This is a genomic window from Pseudacidovorax sp. DMC4 (assembly GCF_056314265.1).
Genome location: NZ_JBQUYR010000005.1, coordinates 237668 through 254667 on the forward strand (window position 1 = coordinate 237668; position 17000 = coordinate 254667).

The following is a 17000-nucleotide window of genomic DNA, read 5'->3' on the forward strand; positions in this document are numbered from 1 at the left end:
TCAGCCCTGGGGTTCAGCGCGCGGCAGGTTGCTGATGCCGCTGGCCACGTGCCCGGCCGGCACATGCCGGGCGGCCGAGCGCACATGGCCGGTCTGGTCGTCGAAGAAGAAGTCGGGCTCGAACTCGCGCAGGAAGCCGCCCTTGTCCAGCCCGGCCAGGAACATCGCCTCGTCCACGCGGATGTTCCAGCTCATCAGCGTCTGGATGGCGCGGCGGTGTGCCGGCGCGCCGCGGGCCGTGACCAGCGCCGTGCGGATGCGCATGCCGGTGCTGGCGGCCTGCTGCAGCCGGTGCAGCGCCACGAGAAAGGGCGCCAGCGGCCCCGCGCCCAGCGGCACGGCGGCCTTGTCCACCTCATGCGCCTGGAAGGCCGCCAGGCCCTGCTGCTGGTAGACGCGCTCGGCCTCGTCCGAGAACAGCACCGCGTCGCCGTCGAAGGCGATGCGCACCTCGTCCGGATGCTGGTTGCCGGCCAGGGCCGATTCCACACTCACATGCGCCGCCGCGAAGCCTGCAGCCAGCGCCTCGCGCACGTCGTCGGCATTGGCCGAGAGGAACAGGTCGGCCCGCAGCGGTGTGAGATAGCGGAAGGGCGGCCGGCCCTGGGTGAACACCCCGCGCTCGATGGCGAGCTCCGCCGCCGCGCCGGAGTTGAAGATGCGCATGCCCGAGACCGGGTCGTTGCGCGACAGGATCACCACCTCCACCCGCTGCACGCCATCGGCGTTGAAGCGCAGCAGCTTGCGCACCAGTGAGTAGGCGATGCCGGGCTGCGCCGGTACCTCCAGCCTTTCCAGTTGCAGCCGCATGTAGGCGGCCGGGTCGCCGGCATCGAACAGGCGGTTCTCTTCCTCCAGATTGAACAGGGCGCGCGAGGAGATCGCGACCACGAGCTTGTCGTCCAGGGTGACCGGCATGGGATTGGAACGGAGGGCGGGAGGCGGAGCAGGCATTGTGCGGCAGCGCCGCCGGCTGCCCCCAGTGACGCAGGTGACAGCCGCCGTCCCCGGCTTGCGCCACCATCGCGGCCATGAGCCTGCCCACCGCCGACACCCCCTTCGCCACGCCGCTCGCCCTGTCCGGCCCGCTGCGCCAGCCGCGCCAGATGCTGGCCGACCAGACCTACGACGGCCACAAGTCCATCCACGACGATGCCACGGCCGGCAATCTCGGCCTGCGCGCCGGCCCCATCGAAGGACCGACGCACTTCAGCCAGTTCGACCCGCTCCTGGCGCGCCTCTTCGGCCGGCAGTGGTTCGAGACCGGCTGCATCAGCGCCCATTACCAGACCATGGTGGTGGAAGGCGAATCGGTGCGCGCCTTCGTCGACCTGCCCGAGCCCGGCGCCACGCTCGTGCGCATCCGCGCCGAGAAGGCTGACGGCACGCCGGTGCTCACCGGCACGGCCTCGGTCGGCGAGCCCGGCCAGCCGCACGAGCTGGAACAGCGCATGGCCCGGCTGCGCCCCGCCACCGGCCTGGTCATCAACCGCGACCTCCAGGTCGGCCAGCGCGGTGCCGTGCCCGAGACGATCCGCATGGGCTTCGACCAGCACATGGGCGACCACTATCCCTTCACGCTGCGCGACAAGCTGGCGGCCATCACCGAGCCCTGCGATTGGTACACGCCCGAAGGCGGCGCCCGCTCGCCGTGGGGCCGGCCCATCATCCCGATGGAGATGATCAGCGTGCTGCTGGGCAGCACCATCGCCGAGGCGCAGCTGGGCGGGCGCAAGCCGGCCGTGGGCCTGTTCGCGGGCCAGCAGATCCGCCTGATCAGTGGGCCGCTCTTCGTCGACCAGGACTATGCGCTGGAGCGCGAGATCGTCGCGCTGAGCGAAAGCGCCCGCACCGAGTCCACCTGGGTGCGCACCCGCGTGTTCGAGCTGCCCAGCCGCACGCTGGTGGCCGAGATGATCCTCAACGGGGCGGTGATGAAGGCCTCGTACCCGCACTACGAGCACGAGGCGCGCGAACTCGGCCTCGCCTGAGAGCCAGCACCATCCCCTTCCATGACAACGATGGAGACTTCCATGACCGCATCCACGATCGACACCGGAACACCGGACCTGCAGGCGCAGCTCGACGCCGGAGTGCTGACCCTGATCCTCAACCGTCCGCAGGCGCGCAATGCCATGACGCGGGCCATGAACGAGGCCCTGGCCCGCGAACTGGCGCGCGCCGAGCTGGACCCCGAGGTCCGCTGCGTGGTGCTGACCGGCGCGGGCGGCGCCTTCTGTGCCGGCGGCGACGTGAAGAACATGGCGGCCTCGGGCGATGGCACCGTCGGCGCGCTCACCATCGACCAGGCCATCCATCGCCAACGCGTCAACCAGCGCGAGACGGCGGGCCGCCTGTTCAAGATGCCCAAGCCCACGCTGGCCGTGCTGCCCGGCCCCGCGGCGGGTGCCGGCCTGGCGCTGGCCCTCGCCTGCGACCTGCGCCTGATGGCCAGCAACGCCATCATGACGACCGCCTTTGCGCGCGTGGGCTTCTCGGGCGACTACGGCGGCAGCTACTTCATGACCCAGCTGGTGGGCGCCGCCAAGGCGCGCGAGCTGTATCTGCTGTCCGATCGCGTCTCGGCGGAGGAGGCACTGCGTCTCGGGCTGGCCAACTGGGTGTGCCCGTCCGAGCAACTGGCCGGCCGCGCCCACGAGATCGCCACCCGCCTGGCGAATGGCCCGGCCGTGGCCTACCGCTACATGAAGGAAAACCTCAACCGCGCGATGGCCGGCGAGGTGGACGAATGCCTGGATCTGGAGGCCACGCATCACATCCACTGCGGCCAGACCGAGGACCACCGCGAGGCGGCCAAGGCTTTCGTGGAGAAGCGCGAGCCCGTGTTCAAGGGGCGCTGAGGCCCGCCCGCGCCTCGCGCCGGCGCTCCGGCGTGCGGCGCATTCAGTCGTGCAGATGGGCGGCGATGACCTCACGCAGCAAGGGCAGAGCGGGCGCCTGCTGCCGCCGAGCCTGGGTCACGAGCCCGAATCGGGCACCGCCCTCGATCTGCGGCCGAACTGACAACTCGACCAGGTCGGGGGCCGCAGCGCGGATCGCCAGGAGCACGGCATCGCTGTGACGGGTGAGCTCGATCAGCCGCGTCAGCTCGTTGCAGCGCAGTCGCACGCACACATCCGGATGCGCCTGAGGTCCATAGGCCGCCACCATGCCGCGGCCCACGTGATCGCCCAGCGGCGTGGAGGCGATGGGGTACTTCTGCAGATCGTCGAAGCCCAGCCTGGGTGTCGGCCTCACTGGCGCGCAGCAGCAGCGGTGTGCTCAACAAGGCACCGGGGCCGGAGCCCAGTCCCACCCGCAGTGTCGAGGCATGGCCCGCACGAAGCCGTTCGCCAGTGAGCGCCAGTTGGTCCGCGTCGTGCACCAGTTGTCGGGCCTGCTCCAACAGCTCGCGGCCGAAGTGCGTGAGTTCGCTGCGGCGGCCCACGCGGTCGAACAGAGGGCCGCCCAGCGTGGCCTCGAGCGCACGGATGCTGCGGCTGAGGGCTGGCTGGGTCAGGTGCAGCGCCTGGGCCGAACGCGTGAAGGAGCCCGTGTCCGCCAGCGAAAGAAAGTGGCGCAACTGGACCAGCGTCATGGAATCCGGCGCGTGATGGTGCGCGGCTTTGCATGAGTCGAATGCATGCCAGAGCATAGAACAATGCATTGGACGCCTGACAGCGCATTGCCTAGATTCCGCGGGTCGCCCACGGACCACTGCGCCACACCATGATTTCGTCGCTCTCGATTCGCCAGCTCTCACTCGCCGTCCTGGCTGCCTGCGCCATCGCGCCTGTCAGCGCGCAGATCGTTTCGCCCGAGAAGATTCAGCCGCTCGTCAACGGCATGTACGGCCAGCTCGATGCGCTCTACAAAGACCTGCACGCCAACCCGGAGCTGGGATTTCAGGAAGTGCGCACGGCCGGCAAGCTCGCCGCCGAGCTGCGTGCCCTGGGCTTCGAAGTGACCGAGAAGGTGGGTCGAACCGGGCTGGTGGCGCTGTACCGCAACGGCGCCGGCCCGACGGTGATGGTGCGCACCGAGCTCGACGCCCTGCCGATGGAAGAAAAGACCGGCCTGCCCTACGCCAGCCGCGCCAAGGCCCAATGGAACGGCCGCGAGACCTTCGTCGCCCACAGCTGCGGCCACGACATCCACATGGCCAGCTGGGTGGGCACGGCCCGCACGCTGCTGGCCCTCAAGGACCAGTGGAAGGGCACGCTGATGTTCATCGCCCAGCCTTCCGAAGAGACGGTGAGCGGTGCCAAGGCCATGGTGGACGACGGCCTGTTCACGCGCTTCCCCAAGCCGGACTTCGCCTTCGCGCTGCACACCAGCCCCTCGCCCTACGGATTCGTCGGCTACCGCGCAGGGCCGGTCACTTCGGCCTCGGACAGTCTGGAGATCACCTTCAAGGGCCGCGGCGGCCACGGCTCGGCGCCGCACGCCACCATCGATCCGATCACCATGGGCGCGCATTTCGTCAGCGATGTGCAGACGGTGGTCAGCCGCGAAAAGGACCCGGGGGAATTCGGCGTCGTCACCATCGGCGCCTTCCAGGCGGGCACGGCGGGCAACATCATCCCGGATACGGCGAAGCTCAGCGGCACCATTCGCAGCTACAAGCCGCAGGTGCGCGAGAAGCTGCTCGATGGCATCCGCCGCACGGCGCTGGCCTCGGCCGCCATGGCCGGCGCGCCCGAGCCGGACGTGCGCCTGGGCGCCGACAGCAGCACCGGCGCCGTGGTCAACGACCAGGCGGTGGTCGACCGCACCGTCGCCGCCCTGCGCAGCCAGTTCGGTGAGGCGCGCGTGGTGCAGGTCATGCCCATCACCGCCAGCGAGGACTTCTCCGTCTTCACCGACGCCGGCATTCCGTCGATGTTCTTCTTCGTCGGCGTGACCGATCCCAAGGACGTGGCCGAGTCGATGAAGAAGGGCGGCAAGCCACTGCCCTTCAACCATTCGCCCTTCTTCGCACCGGTGCCCGAGCCGTCGATCAAGATCGGCGTGCAGGCGATGACCTCGGCGGTGCTGACGGCGATGAACACGGCCGGGCGTTGAGCCGCTGTCCTGAGCCCCATTCCGCACGCCCTGCACCCTCATCCCGTTGCCCTGAGCCTGTCCTAGGGCGGAACGGCGCGCAGGGCCTTTTCCGGTGCGGGCCAGGGCAGTCCTCCAGAACTGCGGCGGATACGTTGGTCATTCGCCGCAAAAAGTGCGGCGAATGACTTGCGCATTCGCCGCGTCCCCCGTTTAATCGCCGCATGGAAAGCGGTGAATATCTCTACATCTGGCAGTCGCCCGATTGGCCGGCCTGGCGCTACGACCTTGCTGCGCTGGCCCAACCACTGGAAGACGTCAGCCGCGCCCAGGGCCTCCTGCTTGGCCGGCTGGCCGATGTGGGCCTGGAACTGCGGGACCGCGCCAGCCTGGCCGCCCTCACAGACGACGTTCTCAAGACCAGCGAGATCGAGGGCGAACTGCTGAACCCGGCCTCCGTGCGCTCCTCCATCGCCCGCCGGCTGGGGCTGGACATCGGCGCTCTCGCGCCGGCCGATCGGCATGTGGACGGCGTGGTGGAGATGGTGCTCGACGCCACCGGCCGCAGCGCCGATCCGCTCACGGCCGAGCGCCTGTTCGGCTGGCATGCGGCGCTGTTCCCGACCGGCTACTCGGGCCTGTCGCGCATCGCCGTCGGCCGCTGGCGCGACGATGCCACCGGGCCGATGCAGGTGGTCTCGGGCCCGGTGCACCGGCGCAATGTGCACTTCGAGGCACCTCCGGCCGATCGACTGGCGGCGGAAATGGTGCGCTTCCTGGCCTGGGCGGAGGCCGAGGGCAGCCGCGTGCCGGCGCTGGTCAAGGCCGGCCTGGCGCATCTGTGGTTCGTCACCGTCCATCCTTTCGACGATGGCAACGGTCGCATCGCCCGGGCTGTGGGCGACCTGTTCCTGGCGCGCGCCGATGGCGCCGGGCAGCGCTTCTACAGCCTGTCGGCGCAGATCCAGCGGGAGCGCAATGCCTATTACGACATCTTGGAGCGCACGCAGAAGGGCTCGCTGGACGTGACCGCCTGGCTGGCGTGGTTCCTGGCCGCGCTTGGGCGTGCGCTGGAGAGCGCGCAGACCGCGTTGAGCGCCGTGCGGGCCAAGGCACGCTTCTGGCAGCACTGGGCGGGCACCGCCTTCAACGAACGGCAGGCCAAGCTGATCAACCGGCTGCTCGACGGCTTCGAGGGCAAGCTCACCAGCAGCAAATGGGCGGCCATCGCCAAATGCTCGGCCGACACGGCCCTGCGCGACATCACGGCGCTGCTCGAACTGGGCGTGTTGCGCAAGGCGCCCGGCGGTGGGCGTAGCAGCGCCTACAAATTGGTGATGCCCTGACTGACAAAGCACGCGCGAACCCGCCAGGCCCACGCGCGCCCCGCGACCCTACTTCACGAACTGGTTGAGCTGGATGATCGGCAGCAGCACCGCCAGCACGATCAGCATCACCACGCCGCCCATGCCCACGATCAGCAGCGGCTCCAGGATGGTGGCCAGGTGCATGGCGCGGCGCTGCACCTCGGCCGACAGCTGCTTGGCGGCACGCTGCAGCATCACCGGCAGCTCGCCGGTCTGCTCGCCGAGGCGGGCGAACATGGGCACGATGCCCGGAAAGCGCTTCTTCTGCGCCAGGGCCGAGGCCAGCGGCGCGCCCTCGCGCACCAGCGTCAGCGCATCCAGCGCGTCGGCGCGCATGGCGCGGTTGTTGAGCGTCTCGGCCGCAGCCTGAAGCGCCCGCAGGATGGGCACGCCCGCTGCCGCGAGCATGGCTAGCGTGCCGGCGAAGCGCGCGGCGTTGTAGCCCCGCGCGAGCTTGCCCACCAGCGGCAGGCGCAGCCAGAAGGCATCGAAGCGCTCGCGCAGCGCATCGCGCGCCAGCGCCGCCTTGGCGCCGACGACGGCTACCGCGAGTACGCCCAGCATCAGCCAGCCCCAGCCGCGCACGAAGGCCGACAGGCCCAGCATGGCCTGCGTCAGCAGCGGCAACGCCCGCTTGGTGCCGGCGAACACGCTGGCCACCTGCGGCACCACGTAGCTCACCAGGAAGATCACGATCACCACCGCGATCACGGTGACGATGGCCGGGTAGAGCGTGGCGCCGATCAGCTTCTGGCGCAGCGCCTGCTGCTCTTCGAGGTCGTCGGCCAGGCGCTCCAGCACGAGGCCGAGCTGGCCGCTGTGCTCGCCGGCGCCGATGACGGCGGTGTAGATGGACGAGAACTCGCGCGGATGTTGCGCCAGTGCGCGCGCAAAGCTGCTGCCGCCATTGACCTCGGAGCGCAGCGAGGCCACCAGCTGGCGCTGCGGCTCGCTCTCGGCCTCGTCGGTCAGCGCGGTGAGGGCGCGCTCCAGCGGCAGGCCCGAGGCCACCAGGCCGGCGAGCTGTCGCGTCCAGACGCCCAGCGCGGTGGAATTGAACACGCGCCCACCGATGCGTCGGCGCCAGAGCGGCGTGGCGGCGCCGCCCGCATCCGTTCCGCCGGCCACACCCTCGACGGACAGCGGGATGAGCGCCTGCGCGCGCAGCATGCTGCGCGCGGCGCGGGCGGTGTCGGCCTCCAGCACGCCCTTGCGGGGGCGTCCGTCGGCGTCGATGGCTTCGAAGGCGTAGGCGGGCATGCGGTGGTTCGGGAAGAAGGCAGTCAGCGCTGCAGGATGCCGGAGATCTCGTTGCCGTCGGACTTCACGGCCGCCGCGGCACTGCGCAGCCGCAGCGAGGCATGGCCGTGCGCCTCACTGGTCAGCAGCCGGCCTTCGTAGCGGCCGTTGACGCGCGGGTCGCTGCAGGTGTCGACCTGCACGGCCAGCTGGGCGTGGGCATTGCTGCGGAAGGGCATGGCCTGCCCTTGGACGGTGCAGCTCGCCCGCGGCATCTGGCCCGACACCTGGCCGTCGCTGCCGATGCGCAGCCACAGGTCGGAGGTCAGCCGCCGGCCGACCTGGAAGCCGTCGGCGCCCAGCTCGAAGACCATCACGCTGCCGCGCCAGTCGCCATGGAAGTCGGTGTAGCCCTGCGCGCTGGCCAGGCCCGGCGACAGCAGCGCGCCCATGCCGAGCAGGGCGGCGCGGCAGGCGGGAGAGGCCGCGCGGCGGGTGGGCATGGCGTGGCAGGCGGGCATGGGCGGCAGGATGCTGGCGCTCAGTCCCGCGTCACGCGCAGCAGCTCGGCACGCGAGGTGATGCCGGCCGCCACCAGCCGCTCGCCATCGGCGCGCATGGAGCGCAGGCCGCCCTGCGCACCGGCCGCCAGCAGCTCGCTCTCGGGCGCGCGGTTGTGCACCAGCGCACGCACGGCGTCATCGGCCACCAGCAGCTCGAAGATGCCGGTGCGGCCCTGGTAGCCGGTGTGGCCGCAGGCCTCGCAGCCCACCGGCTGCATCTGGCCATCGGGGCCGGGCGCGGCGCAGTGCGTGCACAGCCGGCGCACCAGCCGCTGGGCCAGCACGCCCAGCAGCGAGCTGGACAGCAGGAAGGGCTCCACGCCCATGTCGGTGAGGCGGGTGACGGCGCTCACGGCGTCGTTGGTATGCAGCGTGGCCAGCACCAGGTGGCCGGTGAGCGAGGCCTGGATGGCGATCTGCGCGGTTTCGAAGTCGCGGATCTCGCCGATCATGATCACGTCCGGGTCCTGCCGCAGGATGGCGCGCAGGGCCTTGGCGAAGGTGAGTTCGATGCGGGCGTTGACCTGCGTCTGGCCCACACCGGGCAGCTCGTATTCGATCGGGTCTTCCACCGTCATGATGTTGCTGCTGCCGGCATCGAGCCGGGACAGCGCCGCATAGAGCGTGGTGGTCTTGCCCGAGCCCGTCGGGCCGGTCACCAGGATGATGCCGTGCGGCTGCTGGATCAGGCCTTCGAAGCGCTTCAGCGTGTCGCCCAGCATGCCCACCGATTCGAGGCTGAGCTTGCTCTCGCTCTTGTCCAAGAGGCGCAGCACGGCGCGCTCGCCATGGGCCGAGGGCAGGGTGGAGACGCGCACGTCCACCGCCCGCGTGCCGATGCGCAGCGAGATGCGGCCGTCCTGCGGCAGGCGCTTCTCGGCGATGTCGAGGTCGGCCATGATCTTCAGGCGCGAGATCAGCGCCGCATGCAGGGCCCGGTTGGGTTGCACCACCTCGCGCAGCGTGCCGTCGATGCGGAAGCGCACGGCCGAGGTGCGCTCGTAGGGCTCGATGTGGATGTCGCTGGCGCCGTCGCGCGCGGCCTGCGTGAGCAGCGCGTTGAGCATGCGGATGATGGGCGCGTCGCCGGCGGACTCCAGCAGGTCCTCCACCGCGGGCAGCTCCTGCATCATGCGCGAGAGGTCGGCGTCGGTCTCGACCTCGCTCACGATGGCGGCGGCATTGGATTCGCCCTGCGCATAGGCGGCGCTGATGCGCTGTGCCAGCTGGTCGGCCGGCAGCAGGTCGACCTGGGCGGTCGGGTACTTCCGCAACACCTCGCCCACCGCACTGGCGGGGGCACCCACCGGCATCCACAGCGTCAGCCGGCCGGCGTCGTCCTCTTCCAGCAGCAGCTGCTGGCTGCGCGCGAAGCCGTAGGGCAGGGGATGGCGCAGGGCCGGCATCAGGGCATCTCGCGGCGCGAGGCCGGGTCGTCGGTGGGCGGCAGGGCGCCCTTGAGCGGCGCGCGGCTCAGCGAGTCGGGCGACAGCGGCCCCGGTACCGCCGGCGGCATGGGCGGCGGGATCAGGCGCGTGCCGTCGATGCGGCGGCTGTCGTCGCCCACGCCCTGAATGGCCGGCAGCGGCGGCAGCACGAAGGAATCGCGCACGTTGTTGAGCATCGGGTTGTCGGTGGGCGGCTGGCTGGCCTGCTGCAGGGCGCGCAGCGTGTCGTAGCGGTCGGCCGTGATGGCGTCGCTGGAGAGCTGGTCGCGCACGATGGTCGGGCGCAGGAAGACCATCAGGTTGGTCTTGTTGCGGCGGCGTGTCTCGCTCTTGAACAGGTTGCCCATGATGGGCACGTCGCCCAGGCCGGGCACCTTCTCCTGCGAGGCGGAATACTCGTCCGACAGCAGGCCGCCCAGCAGCACGATGCCGCCCTGGTCGACCAGCACGCTGGACTCGATCGCGCGCTTGCTGGTGGTCGGGCCATTGACGTTGTTGACCGACGAGGCCACCACCGCCGAGACCTCCTGGAAGATGGTCATCTTGACGGTGCCGGTCTCGCTGATCTGCGGCCGCACCCGCAACGTCAGGCCCACGTCCTTGCGCTCGATGGTCTGGAAGGGGTTGACCTGCGTGGTGGCGCTGCCGGTGTTGGTGTACTGGCCGGTGACGAAGGGCACGTTCTGGCCGACGACGATTCTTGCTTCCTCGTTGTCCAGCGTCAGCAGGTTGGGCGTGGACAGTACGTTGCCCTCGCCGTTGGAGGCCAGGAAGCGCGCCAGGAAGCCCAGCACGTAGTTGTCGCCGTACTTGTGGCCGATGCCGAAATTGAAGCCCGTCGAGGGCAGCGTGGTGGCGCTCTTGGTGGCCAGGCCGACGGCGAGGTTGATGATGTTGGCGCCAGCCAGGCTGGAGTTGGTGCCGATCACGCCGACGTTGCTGCTGCCGCTGTTGCCCAGGGCGCTTTGCCACTGCACGCCGAATTCGGCCGCCTTGTCGGCATTGACCTCGACGATCAGCGTCTCGATCAGCACCTGGGCGCGGCGGCTGTCCAGCTTTTCGATTACCGCACGCAGCTGGCGGTACTGCGGCTCCGGCGCCGTGATGATGAGCGAGTTGGTGGACGGGTCGGCCTGGATCTGCCCGCCGGTGGAGGGCTGGTTGGCGTTGTTGACCGGCGTGCTGGCGGCGCTGCTGGTCAGGCTCGACAGGCCGGCCTGCAGCGTGTTGGGCATGGCCTGCGGGACGGCCGAGGCGGCGCTGGCGCCGCCTTGGGCCGCGCCAGCGCCGGCCGCACCGTTGCTGTTGGCCTGACCGGCCGCCATGGCGGCACGCAGCGTGGCCGCCAGGCGCACCGCGTCGGCGTTCTTGAGGTAGACGACGTAGATGTTGCCGGCCGCGCCGTTGCCCGTGTCCGCGGCCGGGCGGTCGAGCTTGTCGACCAGCGAGCGGATCAGCTGCAGCCGTGCCGGCGTGGCGGCCCGCACGATCAGCGCATTGCTGCGCGGGTCGGCCAGCAGCGCGGTGCGGAAGCCCGCTTCACCGCCACCCGTGGGCGCCCCGCCCGCCGCGACGCCGGCGATTCCACCGCCGCCCCCGCCGCCGTCGATCAGGCGCTGCACCAGCGGCACCATGTCCGAGGCGATGGAGTAGCGCAGCGGGATCACTTCGATGTCCGAGGCGCTGGGCACGTCCAGCGCCGCGATGATGCGGGCCAGCCGGCGCATGTTGTCCGCGTAGTCGGTGATGACCAGCGAGTTGTTGCCCGGGTTGGCGTTGATCGTGTTGTTGGGCGGAATCAGCGGCCGCAGTACCGGCAGCAGGTTGTTGGCCGACTCGTGGTTGAGCCGGAACACCTGCGTGATCATCTGGCTACCGCTCACGCTGCCGGCGCCGCCCACCGAGGTGGTGACCGTGCCGCTCTGCAGCTTGGCATCTGCCTCGGGCAGCACCTTGAACAGGCCGTCCGACTGCACGATCGAGAAGCCCTGCAGCCGCAGCGCGGCGGCAAACTGGTCGAAGGCCGCTGCGGGCGGCAGCGGCCGGTCGGTCTGCAGCGTGATCGTGCCCTTGACGCGCGGATCGACCACCACGTCGCGGCCCGTGATCACACCCATGGTGCGGGCCACGGCCTCGATGTCGGCATTGGCGAAGTTGAGCGTGATGGGCTCGCCGCGGCGCACGGCCGGGCTGGCGGCATCCTGGGCCATCGCGGCGGGAGCGATCGCCTGCAGCGCGAGCACGGCAAGCAGGGCACGGGCGGCGCGGGCGCCCAGGGTGAGGGAAGGCTTCATGGTCAACCGAGATTGATGATGGAGCGCGCGCCTTCGCGCCGCCCCATGATGTTCAGGAGATTGGCGAGGGCGTCCTCGCTGCCGGGCGCGGCGCTGGCCTCGCCCCCGAAACGCATGGTGTTGCCGCTCCAGCGGCCGCTGCCCGACAGGCGCAGCGCGCCCTGGGTGGTGGTCAGCAGCAGGCTGGGCGAGGGGCCGCCGTCCAGCACCAGGCGGTAGCTGCCCATGGGGCGCAGCGTGCTGAGGCTGGAGCTGAGGTCGGTCGCATCGAGCACGGCGCGGCCGTCCAGGGCCAGGCGGCCCTGCGACCAGCGCAGCGCGAAGGCCTCGGTGCGCAGGTCGAGCGCGCCGTCGAGCCGCAAGGTGTTCCAGGGCGCGCCCAGGCCGGCCAGCATGGCTGCGGGCCAGCGGCTGCGGCCGTCGTCCCAGGCCAGGCGGAAGCCGGCGCTGCCAGCAGAGCCGGCCGCAAAGCCCAGCGGGCCCTGCGTGCAGCAGCCGAGTTCGAGCTGGCCGCGCACGCCCAGCCAGGCGGGGCGCAGCTGCCATTGCATGCGGCCCGGCAGCGCGATCCGGTCGACGCCGCCCGCGCTGCTGGCCAGCACGACGGCGGCACTGCCTTGCCAGACGGTGCCGCGCGCATCGCGCAGCTGCAACTGGCCGCCAGTGGCCGATTCCAGGCCCTGCGCCAGCCAGCGGGCCGGCGCCCACTGCACGGCAGCCACCAGCGCACCGAACAGGGCGCCGGCCACGGCCCAGCGCCAGGGCGCGCGTGGCTCCCGTCGGACGGCGGCGGCAGTGCGCAGAGCCATGTCAGCGGGAGGCGGGCAGGCCCATGACCAGCGTGCCCTGCCAGGACGGCTGCACCACGCCCGGCGCGGCCGTCGCATTGGCGGCACCGGGGCCGCTCGGGGCTGAGGCCTGCGCGCGGGTGAGGTGCGCCTCGCGCGGCACGGCGCGGGCGTTGGCGCGGGCCTGGGACAGCCACTCCGCCAACTGGGCCGCCGGCACGCTGCGCAGGCCGACGGCCACGGCATCGCCCCCTGCGGCGCGTACCTGCGCTTCCGGCCCGAGACCCTGGCGTGCGGCGGTCTCGATGCCGCGCAGGGCGTCTTCCCGGCTGGGCCGGGGCTGGCCCTGCAGGGCCCGGGCCTGGGCCTGCAAGGACGCCATCTGCTGCAGCTGGGCGTCCAGCGCGGCATGGGCGGCCGGTGCCGCCGACAGGGTGCGCAGGGCGGGTGCCAGCGCCACCCACCACAGGAGCGCCACACCCACGAGTGCGGCGGCGATGGCGGCCAGGCGCCGCTCGCGCGGGGCCAGCGTAGCCCACCAGGTCTGCAGGCGGGCCTTGGAGGCGGGGCGGCGGTTCACGGAAGAGCCTTCTCGGTCGGGGTTGCCGGGGCGGCGGCCGATGCCGTCCGAGCCATGGGGCAAAGGTGGGCGGTGCGCATGCCGCACGCACGCACGGGAGTCGGGGCGCTCATCGTGCGGCCTCCGCCTGCACCAGCAGCAGGTCGCCCTCACCCCGCGCGTTGTAGCCGCGGCTGCGCAGGCCGGCCTGCACGGATTCCATCTCTGCCGGCGACAGCGTCACACCGCGCAGGCGCAACTGGCTGCCGCTGTAGTCGATGGCCGAGGGCACGCGGCCGGCCGGCAGGCTGCCGGCCAGGGCGGCGAGCATCGGCTCGAGATCGGCCGCCGTGAGTCCGCCGGTGGCCGCCTGCAGTGCCGCCACCTCGCGCGACATCTGCAGCGGCGCATCGAGCACGACCGACACATGCGGAAAGGTCTGCGTGAGAACCTGGCGCACCTGCTGGCGCTTGGCCTCCAGGGCGCGGCGCTCCTTGAAGGCCCAGGCATTGAGGCCGACCAGTTGCAGCACGACGAGCAGGGCCGCGCCCCAGCGTGCGGCCCGCCAGCGGGGCGCGCGCCACACCGCCGCCATCAGCGCGCCGGCCTGCTTGCGGGCGCGGGCGCTGCCGGTGGTGGCGAACTCGAACTGGGCCAGGTCCCAGCCCGACTGGCTGGCCTGCAGCCAGCGTTCGGCGGTCGGCAGCAGGGGCAGGGCGCGGCCGAGCAGCTGCTCGGCCACGGCGGCGACCGCCGGCTCGGCCATGGCTTCGCCGGCTTCCGACTGGGCCACCGCGAGTGCCGCGGTGCTGGCCGACAGGGGCAGCCGCAGCACGCCCTGCGCGTCGCAGAGGGTCAGCCATGGCGCCTCGGCATCGCCGGTGACGAAGACGGTGGGGCGCTGGCCTTCGGCCTGGGGCGCGAATTCAGGGACCAGCCGGCTGACGCGCCGCCCCGTGGCCTCGATGGCCTGGAGCGTGGTCTGCAGCCAGTCGCGGCGGCAGGTGGCCACCCACGCAGGCGCACCCGCCTGCGCGCCGGGGGCGAGGGCAAAGTGCAACTGTTCCGGATCGTCGAGCAGCCGGTCTTCCAGAAGGCCCGACAGCACGCTGCGCAGCCGCGCCGCGTTCTGCAGGCTGCCCGGTGGCAGGGCGACGGCGTGCCACGACAGGGCGGAGGCCGGCACGATCAGCACCAGTTCGTGCTGGCCCGGCAGCAGGGAGACGGGCGATTCGCCCTGGCCCACCAGCTGGCGGCCGTCGGAAGACCAATGCGCCCAGGCCACGGAGCCGAGGCCAGGCGCGGACGGAGGCGGCGGCTGGACAAGGATCAGGGCCATGGCGCGTGTCGCGGAAAGTTTTTCATTCTAGGCAGCGGGGTCGTGCACCCGGCCTCCGCTGAACAGCGGAGGCGGCATTGTGGAGGGGGCGCAAGACAGATCCATGACGGCGTTTCGGGAGGCTCGGCGGCGGGACAGGGCGCAAGAGACGGAAAGATTTTCCGATGTTCAGCCCGATCCGCCAGTCGGTTGAACCCCGGCATTGCGCTGGCGCCAGATGATGCTGACCGTGGTGCCCGTGCGGTGCAGCAGCGAGGCCTCCTCGACCCAGTAGCGGTCCATGCGCAGCCGGCCGCGTACTTCGAAATAGCTGGTCGAGATGCCGACCTGACCGGGCGTGAGCTGCACGTCCGTGGCCGAACTCAGCTGCTGCGATGCCTCGGCCAGGTCGGAGAAGAACTTGCGTCGGCGCACTTCGACCAGCTTGCGGGCGCCCGCCATGTCGATCTGATCGACGGCGGCGAAGATCACCTCGGCGCTCGCCGTGTTGAGGTTGACCGGCGTGCTCGCCGGCAACAGCGTCACGTAGGGCGCAATGGCCGCCACGGTGTCGGCCGGCAAGCCCAGCCACCCGAGTTGCTCCACCCGCTGGGGCATGAGCGGTGCGCCCTCGGATGCGCCGGCGTCATCGGTCGAGGACGTCGACGCCTGCGTCTCGCTGGGGGTGGACGCTGTGGCAGAACCGGCGGTGGCCGTGCCGTCCGTGCCGGTCGTGGTGGATTGGGTCTGTGTCACGCCGCCACCGGCCAGCAGGGCGCGGCGCATCTGCTGCACCAGCGTGTCCACCTGGCCGGGCGGCAGGTCGAGCAGATCGAAGAGTTTGCGCGTGGCGGCTACGGCGCGCAGCACCGGACGGCCGCTGGCATCGACGAGGTTGCGCAGGTTGAGCCGCGACTGCGCGTCGGTGATCGAGCCCGACAGGAAGGCATCGGGCAGGCCTTCCAGCGCGTCGCTGGCCACGTTCTTGTCGGCGGCCAGGAAGCTGGTGAGCTTGGCCTCGGCCAGCGGCACGGCCCAGGGCTCGGCGAGGTGGTCGGCGCCGCCGGTGCGCCCGTCCTCGGCCAGGATGAGCCGCGACCAGTCCAGCGCGCCGGCGAGCACCAGCGAGGCCTGGAGGCGGGAGCGTTCGGCGGCTTCCACCTCGGTGGCACGCCACTGGCGCCACAGTGCCGCCGCCGCCAGCGTCGCCACCAGGGTGACGGTGATCAGCGCCGTGAGCAGGGCGGCGCCTCGCTGCCGCCGAAGGGGGACGGGTGGGACGGTCATGAGGTCTTGGCGCCGGCCCAGGTGGGGCGCAGCCAGTCGCGCGTGATCAGTCCCGACAGTCCGGGCCCGGGTGGCAACTGCAGTTGCAGCCGGACGCCGTCGGGCAGCGTGGCCGTGCCCAGCGCCTGTGCCTGGACCGCCACGCTCCAGGCGCCATTGCGGAAGTAGCCCACGTTCCAGCTGGCCGCGGGCAGGACGCGCGTGGCGGCCGCGTCGGCACCGGGCAGGGCGGACTCGGCCCACGCCGCGGCCGTGCCCCAGGCCTGGGTCCAGTCGGCACGGCTGGCCAGCGGCGGTGACTGCCAGCGCAGCCAGCTGCCGCTGCCGTCGGCGGTGGCGCCCACCGTCCAGGCGATCACCCGCGCGGCGGGGCTGCCCTGGGCGTCGACGGCCTGTCGGGTGATGCGCAGCACGCGGCCGTTCCAGTCCAGCGCGGGCGTGTTGCCGAAATTCGTGGCGCCGTCCAGGTCGGCGCCCCACTGGGCGAGCGCCGTCTGCAGCACCAGCACGGCTTCGTCGCGCGCGCTGTGCTGCGACTGGGCGCGGGCCATGCTGTCCAGCCCTCGCCAGCTGATCAGTGCCAGCAGGGCCATCGCCGCCAGCGCGACCAGCAGTTCGACCAGCGTGAAGCCGCGCAGGCGGACGGCGGCCCCGGGGGCCCTGCGGTGTCTCCTCATCAGTAGCGACCGATCACGGTGGACAGACGCAGCAGCGGCCAGCGCTGCGCATCGCGCACCTGCACGTCGATGCGGTTGAAGTTGGGGTTGAGGGTGGGGGTGGTGGACACCCCCACATCCAGCTGCACGCCGGCCTGCTCGCAGCCCTGGCTGCTCTCGCCCACCGGCGGCATCTGCGGCGACAGGCGCAGCTGGACCAGCTGGTTCTCGGCGCATAGCTGGGCCAGCACCATGTCGGACTGGCGCTGTGCATTGCGGGTGAGCGCGTTGGTGGCCTGCGCCCCTGCCGCCAGGGCGATGGCGACGATCGCCAGGGCAACCAGCACCTCGACCAGCGTGAAGCCCCGGTGACGGGGCAGGGCCGGCCTCCTGGCCGCAGCGTCCGCTCCACCGGAACGGCAAGAGCGCATCGGGGCG

Annotated in this window: 16 protein-coding genes and 1 pseudogene; 4 read left to right on the forward strand and 13 right to left on the reverse strand. The window is 71.5% G+C overall.

What is annotated here, in order from left to right; genetic code table 11:
• The gene (locus ACT54X_RS11720; protein ID WP_294370695.1) at nucleotides 1–918 is read right to left on the reverse strand and encodes a 5'-nucleotidase; all 918 of its coding nucleotides are present in this window, start codon (nucleotides 916–918) and stop codon (nucleotides 1–3) included.
• A 113-nt stretch (nucleotides 919–1031) separates the two neighbouring features.
• On the opposite strand from ACT54X_RS11720, the gene ACT54X_RS11725 reads away from it, so the two are divergent.
• Together ACT54X_RS11725 and ACT54X_RS11730 are read left to right on the forward strand one after the other, a co-directional pair.
• Nucleotides 1032–1991, forward strand: a complete 960-nt coding sequence (locus ACT54X_RS11725; RefSeq protein WP_294370694.1) for a hypothetical protein — start codon at nucleotides 1032–1034, stop codon at nucleotides 1989–1991.
• A gap of 42 nt (nucleotides 1992–2033) precedes the next feature.
• Complete coding sequence (locus ACT54X_RS11730; RefSeq protein ID WP_294370693.1) at nucleotides 2034–2861, forward strand: enoyl-CoA hydratase-related protein; 828 nt, start codon at nucleotides 2034–2036, stop codon at nucleotides 2859–2861.
• Nucleotides 2862–2904: 43 nt separating this feature from the next.
• On the opposite strand, the gene ACT54X_RS11735 is transcribed toward ACT54X_RS11730, so the two are convergent.
• Together ACT54X_RS11735 and ACT54X_RS11740 are read right to left on the reverse strand one after the other, a co-directional pair.
• On the reverse strand, nucleotides 2905–3258 hold the full coding sequence (locus tag ACT54X_RS11735; RefSeq protein WP_354322119.1) for a hypothetical protein: 354 nt from the start codon (nucleotides 3256–3258) through the stop codon (nucleotides 2905–2907).
• A 214-nt stretch (nucleotides 3259–3472) separates the two neighbouring features.
• A pseudogene (locus ACT54X_RS11740) lies at nucleotides 3473–3667 on the reverse strand (LysR family transcriptional regulator); the annotation flags it as partial.
• A gap of 62 nt (nucleotides 3668–3729) precedes the next feature.
• On the opposite strand from ACT54X_RS11740, the gene ACT54X_RS11745 reads away from it, so the two are divergent.
• Both ACT54X_RS11745 and ACT54X_RS11750 read left to right on the forward strand, forming a co-directional pair.
• Nucleotides 3730–5064: an amidohydrolase gene (locus ACT54X_RS11745; RefSeq protein ID WP_476346655.1), complete on the forward strand. Its 1335-nt coding sequence runs from the start codon at nucleotides 3730–3732 to the stop codon at nucleotides 5062–5064.
• A gap of 203 nt (nucleotides 5065–5267) precedes the next feature.
• A complete protein-coding gene (locus ACT54X_RS11750) occupies nucleotides 5268–6389 on the forward strand; it encodes a Fic family protein (protein ID WP_476346657.1) in 1122 nt (373 codons plus the stop codon).
• Nucleotides 6390–6437: 48 nt separating this feature from the next.
• On the opposite strand, the gene gspF is transcribed toward ACT54X_RS11750, so the two are convergent.
• The 10 genes from gspF to gspI form a co-directional block, all read right to left on the reverse strand.
• A complete protein-coding gene (gene gspF, locus ACT54X_RS11755) occupies nucleotides 6438–7670 on the reverse strand; it encodes a type II secretion system inner membrane protein GspF (RefSeq protein WP_294370689.1) in 1233 nt (410 codons plus the stop codon).
• Nucleotides 7671–7693: 23 nt separating this feature from the next.
• Nucleotides 7694–8170, reverse strand: coding sequence for a hypothetical protein (locus ACT54X_RS11760; RefSeq protein ID WP_476346660.1), 477 nt, complete (start codon nucleotides 8168–8170; stop codon nucleotides 7694–7696).
• A 20-nt stretch (nucleotides 8171–8190) separates the two neighbouring features.
• Nucleotides 8191–9618: a type II secretion system ATPase GspE gene (gspE, locus tag ACT54X_RS11765; RefSeq protein ID WP_476346661.1), complete on the reverse strand. Its 1428-nt coding sequence runs from the start codon at nucleotides 9616–9618 to the stop codon at nucleotides 8191–8193.
• Nucleotides 9618–11954 (reverse strand): type II secretion system secretin GspD, encoded by a 2337-nt coding sequence (gene gspD, locus ACT54X_RS11770; protein ID WP_476346663.1) that lies wholly within the window; start codon nucleotides 11952–11954, stop codon nucleotides 9618–9620. The genes gspE and gspD overlap by 1 nt, the downstream gene beginning before the upstream one ends.
• A gap of 2 nt (nucleotides 11955–11956) precedes the next feature.
• The gene (gspN, locus tag ACT54X_RS11775) at nucleotides 11957–12763 is read right to left on the reverse strand and encodes a type II secretion system protein N (RefSeq protein ID WP_476346665.1); all 807 of its coding nucleotides are present in this window, start codon (nucleotides 12761–12763) and stop codon (nucleotides 11957–11959) included.
• A 1-nt stretch (nucleotide 12764) separates the two neighbouring features.
• Nucleotides 12765–13322, reverse strand: coding sequence for a type II secretion system protein GspM (gspM, locus tag ACT54X_RS11780; RefSeq protein ID WP_294370678.1), 558 nt, complete (start codon nucleotides 13320–13322; stop codon nucleotides 12765–12767).
• Between the two features lie 109 nt (nucleotides 13323–13431).
• Nucleotides 13432–14640 (reverse strand): type II secretion system protein GspL, encoded by a 1209-nt coding sequence (gene gspL, locus ACT54X_RS11785; protein ID WP_294370676.1) that lies wholly within the window; start codon nucleotides 14638–14640, stop codon nucleotides 13432–13434.
• A 168-nt stretch (nucleotides 14641–14808) separates the two neighbouring features.
• Complete coding sequence (gene gspK, locus ACT54X_RS11790) at nucleotides 14809–15906, reverse strand: type II secretion system minor pseudopilin GspK (RefSeq protein ID WP_294370675.1); 1098 nt, start codon at nucleotides 15904–15906, stop codon at nucleotides 14809–14811.
• Nucleotides 15903–16583, reverse strand: coding sequence for a PulJ/GspJ family protein (locus tag ACT54X_RS11795; RefSeq protein ID WP_294370673.1), 681 nt, complete (start codon nucleotides 16581–16583; stop codon nucleotides 15903–15905). The genes gspK and ACT54X_RS11795 overlap by 4 nt, the downstream gene beginning before the upstream one ends.
• Nucleotides 16583–16993, reverse strand: coding sequence for a type II secretion system minor pseudopilin GspI (gspI, locus tag ACT54X_RS11800; protein ID WP_294370671.1), 411 nt, complete (start codon nucleotides 16991–16993; stop codon nucleotides 16583–16585). Before gspI ends, ACT54X_RS11795 begins: the two co-directional genes overlap by 1 nt.
• Between the last annotated feature and the right edge of the window lie 7 nt (nucleotides 16994–17000).